The 9,508-nt window shown below is 68.1% G+C and carries 9 protein-coding genes and 1 pseudogene; 5 read left to right on the forward strand and 5 right to left on the reverse strand.

The genetic code is table 11. From position 1 onward, the window contains the following. Window positions 1-240: 240 nt before the first annotated feature. From GTY47_RS07435 to GTY47_RS07445, 3 genes and pseudogenes are all read left to right on the forward strand, one after another. Window positions 241-648, forward strand: a pseudogene (locus tag GTY47_RS07435) (ATP-binding protein); the annotation flags it as partial. Window positions 649-921: 273 nt separating this feature from the next. Beyond that, on the forward strand, window positions 922-1,776 hold the full coding sequence (locus tag GTY47_RS07440) for a hypothetical protein (RefSeq protein WP_029180957.1): 855 nt from the start codon (window positions 922-924) through the stop codon (window positions 1,774-1,776). 49 nt (window positions 1,777-1,825) lie between these two features. Continuing rightward, complete coding sequence (locus GTY47_RS07445) at window positions 1,826-2,437, forward strand: Uma2 family endonuclease (protein WP_010036757.1); 612 nt, start codon at window positions 1,826-1,828, stop codon at window positions 2,435-2,437. 99 nt (window positions 2,438-2,536) lie between these two features. Here the strand turns inward: GTY47_RS07445 and tuf are convergent, their stop codons facing one another. The 5 genes from tuf to GTY47_RS07470 all read right to left on the reverse strand — a co-directional run bounded on the left by tuf (window position 2,537) and on the right by GTY47_RS07470 (window position 7,729). Beyond that, a complete protein-coding gene (tuf, locus tag GTY47_RS07450) occupies window positions 2,537-3,730 on the reverse strand; it encodes an elongation factor Tu (RefSeq protein ID WP_010036758.1) in 1,194 nt (397 codons plus the stop codon). Between the two features lie 156 nt (window positions 3,731-3,886). Then, window positions 3,887-6,013 carry an elongation factor G gene (gene fusA, locus GTY47_RS07455; RefSeq protein WP_010036759.1) on the reverse strand — a complete coding sequence of 709 codons (2,127 nt, stop codon included), beginning with the start codon at window positions 6,011-6,013 and terminating at the stop codon, window positions 3,887-3,889. Between the two features lie 39 nt (window positions 6,014-6,052). Then, entirely contained in the window at window positions 6,053-6,523 is a 471-nt protein-coding gene (rpsG, locus tag GTY47_RS07460; RefSeq protein ID WP_003998848.1) for a 30S ribosomal protein S7, read from the reverse strand. 2 nt (window positions 6,524-6,525) lie between these two features. Beyond that, window positions 6,526-6,897 carry a 30S ribosomal protein S12 gene (rpsL, locus tag GTY47_RS07465; protein WP_003948652.1) on the reverse strand — a complete coding sequence of 124 codons (372 nt, stop codon included), beginning with the start codon at window positions 6,895-6,897 and terminating at the stop codon, window positions 6,526-6,528. A gap of 367 nt (window positions 6,898-7,264) precedes the next feature. Further along, entirely contained in the window at window positions 7,265-7,729 is a 465-nt protein-coding gene (locus tag GTY47_RS07470) for a DUF1707 and DUF4190 domain-containing protein (protein ID WP_050810200.1), read from the reverse strand. 249 nt (window positions 7,730-7,978) lie between these two features. On the opposite strand from GTY47_RS07470, the gene GTY47_RS07475 reads away from it, so the two are divergent. Both GTY47_RS07475 and GTY47_RS07480 read left to right on the forward strand, forming a co-directional pair. Continuing rightward, window positions 7,979-8,677 (forward strand): Crp/Fnr family transcriptional regulator, encoded by a 699-nt coding sequence (locus GTY47_RS07475; protein ID WP_010036770.1) that lies wholly within the window; start codon window positions 7,979-7,981, stop codon window positions 8,675-8,677. A gap of 133 nt (window positions 8,678-8,810) precedes the next feature. Then, window positions 8,811-9,508 (forward strand): hypothetical protein (locus GTY47_RS07480; RefSeq protein ID WP_010036771.1); only part of this gene is annotated, 698 nt, incomplete at its 3' end.

The raw sequence follows: 9,508 nt of genomic DNA on the forward strand, positions 1-9,508 counted from the left end.
CACCCCACTCGTCGTCCGGATCCACCTCCCAACCCGGCTCGTCCGCCTCACCCTTGAGCCGACCCGCGTCCGCCTCGACCGCCGTCATCCCGCACCCTTCCGTCGTACGACCGTGCCCAGCGCCCTACCCGTACGCCCGGCCCCGACAGCCTGGACATCACCGGACAAGCTCCGGACAGTTACCGTACGCACCCGCTGAGTCACTGTTCACAGTAAGCACGGACCACCACGCTGAGTGACGTGACGCAGAAATCCCCCGAACTCGCCACCCCCATCCGCAACTTCAGTCTTCAGCTGTCCCCCACTCCCCGCGGAGCTCGCCTCGCCCGCCTCCTGGCCACCGAGCAACTCCGTTCCTGGGGGCTGCCGTCGGACCCGGCGGAGCAAATCGTCGCGGAGCTGGCGACCAACGCGGCGACCCACGGCCGCGTCCCCGGCCGCGACTTCCGCCTGCTCCTCTACGTCGTGGCCGACACCCTCCGCATCGAAGTGACGGACACCCTCGACGACCGGCTGCCGACACCCCAACCCCCCACCCCGGAGTCCGAGTCCGGACGCGGCCTGCTCCTCGTCGACGCGCTCGCCGACCGCTGGGGCGTCACCCCGGGCCTGCCACCACGCAAGACCGTCTGGGCCGAACTCACCCTCTGACCCGAAGCACCGGGACCCAACACCTCGCGCCCCGGTGCCGCAGGCGGTCTCCCTCAAGGACCACGAGGAGGAAAGAACCCCACCAAACCCCACCCCTCCCGCCCAGGCCGCCGCCTCACTCACGCGAGTGAACATCGCCAACTCAGCTGGATTCGGGAGCCCTTGCCTGCCCTACGCTCAGCGCAACCAACCGCAGACATGCGACGGCCCTCGCCGGGACTGGCATCCCAGTGCGAGGGCCTGACCACCGAGGAAGGCTCCAACTTCCTGATGGATACGCAGAACCCTAACGTGCCCTCGCACGCCCACACCCCCGTAACCGAGAAGAAGCACCCGAACCGGCGGCACCCCCGAGCCGGCCTGGTTCACGACAACACCCGCCACACCGCCCGCCTCACGGTGATCGGCAACCACCTCGCCCAGCACCCGGGGCTGTCACTGCTCGCGATCGGGCTCGGCACGCACATCCAGTCACTCCCAGCGGGCGCCCGAGTCGACATCAAGACCCTCGCCGCCCGCTTCCCGGAGGGCACGACCCGTATCGCCGCCGCCCTGCGCGAGCTGGAGGCCCACGGCTATCTGCGGCGCGTGCGCGAACGCGTCCCCGGCGGCCGGATCATCACCCGCACGATCTCCTGCAACCAGCCAGGTCACAGCCGTACGGACGCCCCTCGCCCGGCCCCGGGGAAGCGGACGATGCCGCCCGGCAGCAAGCCCCTCCCGGCCGTACCGCACCCGGCCTACCCGGCACCCGCCCTCCTCCAACAGGCCACGGACCTCCTCGCAGGCCTCCACCGCGAGGACAGCCGCCTCCTCCTCTCCACCCGCGACGTCGCCCACCTCTCCCCCGGTGTCGCCGCCTGGCTCGAACGCGACGTCTCCGCAACCGCCGTACGCCACGCCCTGACCAGCGACCTCCCACCCGAGGCGCTGCGCCGCCCGGCCGCCCTCCTGGCCCACCGCCTCACAGCCCAACTACCGCCCCCGCCCCCGTTCCGCACACCCGCGCCACCGCCGGCCACCCGGCACCCGCTTCAGACCTGCGACGGCTGCGACCGAGCCTTCCGCGCGCCGGCCCCCGGCCACTGCCGCGATTGCCGATCAAGTCTTCTGGAGGCCGCTTAGCATGAGAGCGACGATCCTTGCCCCTGGGCACAGACGAGGAGCGAGCGCCATGACCACCGCCTCGGAGAACGAGCAGCAGGGCGCCTCCCACCGGTATCGGGCCATGCGGGACTTCGTTCAGTCCATGGACGACTCCCTGCCCGGCAAGTTCGAGGTCAGCAAGGAAGGAATCGTCCACGACATGATGGCGCCCGTGGGTCCGCACGAGCTGACCACCCTGCACCTGCGGAGACGCCTCGAAAAGGTGATGCCGGAGGAGATCGTGGCTCACACGGGCGAACCCGATGTGGAGGACGAGTCCGAGGGCATCATGCGCCGCCCCGACGTGATGGTGATCGCCCTGGAGGACATGGACGTCCCGGGTTCCTTCGACCCGCGCACACTCGTCGCCGCCATCGAAGTCGTCTCCCGCTCCAACCCGGACAACGACTGGGTCACCAAGATGCGCGACTACCCCCTCATCGGTATCCCCGTCTACGCCGTCTTCGACCCCCGCACCGGCACGGGCGCCGTCCTCACCGACATCCACCCCACACCGCACGGTCCGCGCTACGCGACCCGCAAAGACTTCGTCTACGGCGAAGACGTGACCATCGCCGACTGGACGATCGCGACAGACGGCCTGCCCCTGTACCGGGACAGCGCCGCCCCACAGGAGTGATCCGGCACCCCGGGCACGGCAAAGGGGCCCGCACGACCGAAGTCGTGCGGGCCCCTCCGAGCCACTCAGGTCAGTGGACCCTCAAGCCAGTCCGAAGACTCACTTGTTGATCTTGGTGACCTGGCCGGCGCCCACGGTCCGGCCACCCTCACGGATGGCGAACTTCAGGCCCTCTTCCATGGCGACGGGCTGGATGAGCTCCACCTTCATCTCGGTGTTGTCACCCGGCATGACCATCTCGGTGCCCTCGGGGAGGGTCACCACGCCGGTCACGTCCGTCGTACGGAAGTAGAACTGCGGGCGGTAGTTGTTGAAGAACGGCGTGTGGCGGCCACCCTCGTCCTTGGACAGGATGTAGGCCTGCGCCTCGAACTCGGTGTGCGGGGTGACCGAGCCCGGCTTGATGATGACCTGGCCGCGCTCGACGTCCTCGCGCTTGATGCCACGGAGGAGCAGACCGACGTTCTCACCGGCCTGGCCCTCGTCGAGCAGCTTGCGGAACATCTCGATGCCGGTGACCGTGGTGGTGGTCTTCTCCGGCTTGATGCCGATGATGTCCACGGTCTCGTTGACCTTCAGGACACCGCGCTCGATACGGCCGGTGACGACCGTACCGCGACCGGTGATCGTGAAGACGTCCTCGATCGGCATGAGGAACGGCTTGTCGACGTCGCGCTCCGGCTCCGGAATGGCGGTGTCGACGGCGTTCATGAGCTCGAGGACGGAGTTGCCCCACTCCTTGTCGCCCTCGAGCGCCTTCAGAGCGGAGACCTTGACGACGGGAACGTCGTCGCCCGGGAACTCGTACTCGGTGAGGAGCTCACGGACCTCGAGCTCGACGAGCTCCAGGATCTCCTCGTCGTCCACCATGTCGGCCTTGTTCAGGGCGACGACGATGTACGGAACGCCGACCTGGCGGGCCAGGAGCACGTGCTCCTTGGTCTGCGGCATCGGGCCGTCGGTGGCGGCGACCACGAGGATGGCGCCGTCCATCTGCGCCGCACCCGTGATCATGTTCTTGATGTAGTCCGCGTGACCGGGGCAGTCGACGTGGGCGTAGTGACGCGTCTCGGTCTGGTACTCGACGTGCGCGATGGAGATGGTGATACCGCGCTGGCGCTCCTCAGGAGCCTTGTCGATCTGGTCGAAGGCCGAGGCCTCGTTCAGGTCCGGGTACGCGTCGTGCAGCACCTTGGTAATGGCGGCCGTGAGGGTCGTCTTACCGTGGTCGATGTGACCGATGGTGCCGATGTTGACGTGCGGCTTAGTCCGCTCGAACTTCGCCTTCGCCACTGGGGTCCTCCTGTGGAGTGGTTCTGGTACGCCTTACTCATCGGCGCCAGGTGATCTTTGCTGGAAAGCCCGGGCCCCGGGGCATTCTCACCACGATTGCGGCGGAATGCCCCTCAAGGCTCCGGAGTCAAGCCTACGGCGTGTAGACGCGGTGCGTTACTCGCCCTTGGCCTTCGCGATGATCTCCTCGGCGACGTTCCGGGGAACCTCGGCGTAGGAGTCGAACTGCATGGAGTAGCTGGCACGGCCGGACGTCTTGCTGCGCAGGTCGCCGACGTAGCCGAACATCTCCGAAAGGGGCACGAGGCCCTTCACGACGCGGGCACCGGCCCGCTCCTCCATGGCCTGGATCTGACCACGGCGGGAGTTGATGTCGCCGACGACCTCACCCATGTAGTCCTCGGGCGTGGTGACCTCGACGGCCATCATCGGCTCGAGCAGCACGGGGCTGGCCTTGCGCGCGGCCTCCTTGAAGGCCTGCGAACCGGCGATCTTGAACGCGAGCTCGGAGGAGTCGACCTCGTGGTAGGCACCGTCGAGCAGCGTCACGCGGACACCGGTCATCTCGTAACCGGCGAGGATGCCGAACTGCATGGCCTCCTGCGCACCGGCGTCCACCGAAGGGATGTACTCCTTCGGCACACGGCCACCGGTCACCTTGTTGATGAACTCGTAGCTGGCGTCGCCGCCCTCGATCGGCTCGATCGCGATGATCACGCGAGCGAACTGGCCGGTACCACCCGTCTGCTTCTTGTGGGTGAACTCGACCTTCTCGACGGCCTTGCGGATCGTCTCGCGGTACGCGACCTGCGGCTTGCCGACGTTGGCCTCGACCTTGAACTCGCGCTTCATGCGGTCCACGAGCACCTCGAGGTGAAGCTCGCCCATACCGCCGATGACGGTCTGGCCGGTCTCCTCGTTGGTGTGCACCTGGAAGGAGGGGTCCTCCTCGGCCAGGCGCTGGATCGCGACGCCGAGCTTCTCCTGGTCGCCCTTCGACTTGGGCTCGATGGCGACCTCGATGACCGGCGCCGGGAAGTCCATGGACTCCAGGATGACCGGGTTCTTCTCGTCCGCCAGCGTCTCACCGGTGGTGGTCTGCTTCAGGCCCATGACGGCGACGATGTCGCCGGCGCCCACCGACTCGATCTCCTCACGCTTGTTGGCGTGCATGCGGTAGATCTTGCCGATGCGCTCCTTGCGGCCCTTGACCGAGTTCAGCACGGCGGTGCCGGAGTGCAGGCGGCCGGAGTACACGCGGACGAAGGTGAGCTTGCCGAGGTGCGGGTCGCTCATGATCTTGAACGCGAGCGCGGCGAGGGGCTCGTCGTCCGACGGCTTGCGCGCGATGACCTGCTCCGGGTCCTTGACGTCGTGGCCCTCGATGGCCTCGACGTCGAGCGGGGTGGGCAGGTAGCGCACGACCGCGTCGAGCAGGGGCTGAACACCCTTGTTCTTGAACGCGGTACCGCAGAACACGGGGGTGACGGTGGTGCCGCCGCCCTTGCCGGACGCGATGGTGATGCGACGGATCGCGGCGTAGAGCTGCTCCACGGTGGGCTCGGTGCCCTCCAGGTACAGCTCCATCAGCTCGTCGTCGTTCTCGGCGACGGCCTCGAGCAGCTTGCCGCGGTACTCCTCGGCAGCCTCGATGTGGGTGTCCGGGATGTCGACGGTGTCGTACATCTCGCCCTTGGTCGCCTCGGCCGACCAGACCAGGGCCTTCATCGTCACGAGGTCGATGACGCCCTTGAAGTCCGCCTCGGCACCGATCGGCAGCTGCATGACCAGCGGCTGCGCGCCCAGGCGGTCGCTGATCATGTCGACGCAGCGGTGGAACTCGGCACCGGTGCGGTCGAGCTTGTTGACGAAGCAGATACGCGGAACGCCGTAGCGGTCCGCCTGACGCCACACGGTCTCGGACTGGGGCTCAACGCCGGCGACACCGTCGAACACCGTCACGGCACCGTCGAGCACGCGCAGGGAGCGCTCCACCTCGACGGTGAAGTCGACGTGACCCGGGGTGTCGATGATGTTGATGGTGTAGTCGTTGTCCTCGAGCGGCCAGTGACAGGTGGTGGCAGCAGAGGTGATCGTGATGCCACGCTCCTGCTCCTGCTCCATCCAGTCCATGGTGGCAGCGCCGTCGTGGACCTCACCGATCTTGTACGAAACGCCGGTGTAGAACAGGATCCGCTCGGTGGTGGTCGTCTTGCCCGCGTCGATGTGGGCCATGATCCCGATGTTGCGGACCCTGGCCAGGTCAAGCGAAGTGGTAGCCATAAGGCTTCAGTCTTCTCTCGGTCTCGATGGGGTCTGCGACTACCAGCGGTAGTGCGCGAAGGCCTTGTTGGACTCGGCCATCTTGTGCGTGTCCTCGCGCTTCTTCACAGCGGCGCCCAGGCCGTTGCTGGCATCGAGGAGCTCGTTGAGCAGACGCTCGGTCATGGTCTTCTCGCGACGGGCGCGGGAGTAACCGACGAGCCAGCGCAGCGCCAGGGTGTTGGCACGGCCGGGCTTGACCTCGACCGGGACCTGGTAGGTGGCACCACCGACACGGCGGGACTTGACCTCGAGGGTCGGCTTGATGTTCTCGAGAGCGCGCTTCAGCGTGATGACCGGGTCGTTGCCGGTCTTCTCGCGCAGGCCCTCCATGGCGCCGTAGACGATGCGCTCGGCGGTGGAGCGCTTGCCGTTCAGCAGCACCTTGTTGATCAGGGAGGTCACCAGAGGAGAGCCGTAGACCGGGTCGATGATGACCGGGCGCTTCGGGGCGGGGCCCTTACGAGGCATTCTTACTTCTCCTTCTTGGCGCCGTAACGGCTGCGAGCCTGCTTGCGGTTCTTGACACCCTGGGTGTCGAGCGAGCCGCGGATGATCTTGTAGCGAACACCCGGCAGGTCCTTCACACGGCCGCCGCGCACGAGCACGATGGAGTGCTCCTGCAGGTTGTGTCCCTCACCCGGAATGTAAGCGGTGACCTCGATCCCGCTGGTCAGACGCACACGCGCGACCTTACGCAGGGCCGAGTTCGGCTTCTTCGGGGTGGTCGTGAACACACGCGTGCAGACGCCGCGACGCTGGGGCGAACCCTCGAGTGCGGGCGTCTTGTTCTTCTCGACCTTGTCCTGCCGGCCCTTGCGGACCAGCTGCTGGATCGTAGGCACTACTTCTCCGGTTTCTGTGTGCCGAATGGTGAAGCTAACCTGGAACGTCGCCGACCCACGCGGTCGGGTGTGTCGAATCCCGCGGACTCCCGCCGCCAGGCAGAATTAAGCGCAGATTGCGGTGGCCGGTGTCAGCTCGCTGTGCGGGTGATGGCACGCACGAGAGCCAGGGCACACCCCAGGCACAAGGTCTGAGCGTACCTATCGCATTCGCTGCGGTCAAAACAAATGGGTGCCGCCCGCATCACCATGCGGGACATGTCAAGCCCATCGGCCGTTCTCGATCTTCATTTCGATGACAGGCTGTCCGATTTACCCATCTTTCAAGCCGCCCGTACCGCCCGCGTCTGCCCATGCTTCGTGCGCGTCACCCGGCAGCGATGGACACCACCGTCAGCAACACCAGGACGAGTGCCCAGCCGGCCGTGGACAACCATCCGAGCACGAGACCGGTCAGCGCGAGCCCGTCCCCCAGCTCCCCCCGGCTGCGGATCTCGGCCCTCGCCACGTGGCCCAGCACCACGGCCGGAATCCCGGTCAGCCCCATGGTCGGCACGCAGAGCAGCCCGCACACGCCGGCCGCCACCGCCTTGCCGTTCGTCTGCGGCCGCGGCACGGGCGGGAAGGTCCGCGGCACGGGCACGACCCCGGCGGGCTGCGGCAGGGGCCCCTGCGGCAGATCGGCGACGAGCATCGTCAGCTCCCCCACGGTCCGCGCCGCGTACGCCCGCGCCACCCGCCTCTCGAACTCGTCGTGCTCCATCCGACCCTCGCCGTACCCGGCTCTCAGCACGTCCACGGCCCGCTCCCGATCGGCGTGCGAGGCGAGCATCGACGGGGCGCCGGACCCCTGCCAGGGTTGCCAGGACGGATAGGGCGGCTGCGACACGGAGCACCTCCCCGGGAGCCGGAGTCCTTCCATGATGCGCCGAAGCGGCGCATCCGGCACGGGTGCGTCCGGCAGGGGTGCGAACACCGGCCAGGCGGCTGATTGTCGCTCGTTCCTCCCATGGTCATCTCAAGTACGTTGACTGCCTGTACACGACAGGCATCGGCACAGGTGAAGGTGGGGGTCGGCGGGATGGCCGGGGGACAGGCACGAGCGTGGGACGACGACGGCGTCCCCTTCCTGGCCCGACTGGAGAAGGAGGACCGCGCCGCCCTGCTCGCCATCGGCCGCCCCCTGCGCTATCCGGCCCGCGGCGTCATCCTGCACCAGGACGAGCCCTCGTCCCACGTCCTGCTGTTGCTGCACGGCTGGACCAAGGTCACGGCGATCGCGGCCAACGGCTACGAGGCTCTGCTCGCCCTGCGCGGTCCCGGCGACATCATCGGTGAGGGCGCGGCGCTGAGCGGCCGCCACCGCTCGGCGACCGTGACGGCTCTGGAGACGGTCGAGGCGGTCGTCATCGACCAGGCCCGCTTCACCGTTTTCGTCTCGGACCACCCTCCGGTCGCATTACAGCTGCTGAGCCTGTCCACGGACCGGCAGCGCTCGACCGACCGCCGGCGGCTGGAGTGGGCGGCGCTCACCGTCCGGGAGCGGCTGGCCGTACTGCTCCTCGAACTGCTCCGCACCCACGGCAGCCGGACGGACGAGGGCATCGAACTCACCATCGGGCTCAGCCAGCAGGAGTTCGCCGGCTCGGTCGGTTCCTCGCGCGAGGCGGTGGCCCGGCTCCTCAAGGAGCTGCGGGACCGGCAGGTCGTCGCCACCCGGCGCCGCCGCATCGTCGTACTCCGCCCCGACGTACTGCGCCGCATCGCCGGCGAAAGCTAGGCCTGGCGTACGCACATCCTCCGCCCTCGGTCTGTGCACACGGTCACACTCCCTCCATGTCATCGGTCCTCTGACGCTCGGCTTCGGCCCGCCATCGTGCTGGGCGACAGACACCGACGTGCGAGAGGCAGCCATGACCGACCCCGTGTACCGCACGATCCTCCTCTTCGACATCGAGCAGTACGGCTCACGCGACGACGTGGAACAGGCGTTCCTGCGTCGCGTCCTCTACGACGTCGTCGACGCGACCCTGCTCGACGCCGCCGTCGACGAGACGGCCCGCCTGCGCGCCGACCGCGGCGACTCCGTCATGGAGCTCATCGACACCGCGGTCCCCGTACCGGCGCTGATCAAGACCCTCCTGACCGAGACCCCCGCCCTCCTCCACAACAAGAACCGCCTCCTCGCGACCAGCGCCCGCATGCGCCTGCGCATCGTCCTCTCCTCCGGCTACGTCGCCGTCGACGAACTCGACGGCTGGGTCGGCTCAGACCTGAATCACGCGGTCCGCCTCCTGGACTCCGACCCCCTGCGGGACGCCCTGAAGCAGCGCGAATCCGACTGCGTGCTGTGCGTGTCGGAAGGCGTCTACCAGGGAGTGGTACGCCACGGCCCGCTGGGCGTTCGCCCGGAGGAGTTCCATCGAGTGACCGTGGGGACGAAGGAGGGGCCTACGGTGGCGTGGGTGCACGGGGAGCCTGGCGCGCCGGGCTCCCCCGGGGCCTCCGCCGGGGCCGCCGTCTCGGGCCCGGACGCAGCCCCCCAGCACAACGAGGTCCACTTCGGCGGCGACCAGTACGGTCAGGCGGGCGGCACGCACTACGGCGACCA

Origin of the sequence: Streptomyces sp. SID5464, assembly GCF_009862985.1 — a bacterium.
GTDB classification, from domain to species: Bacteria; Actinomycetota; Actinomycetes; order Streptomycetales; family Streptomycetaceae; genus Streptomyces; species Streptomyces chartreusis_D.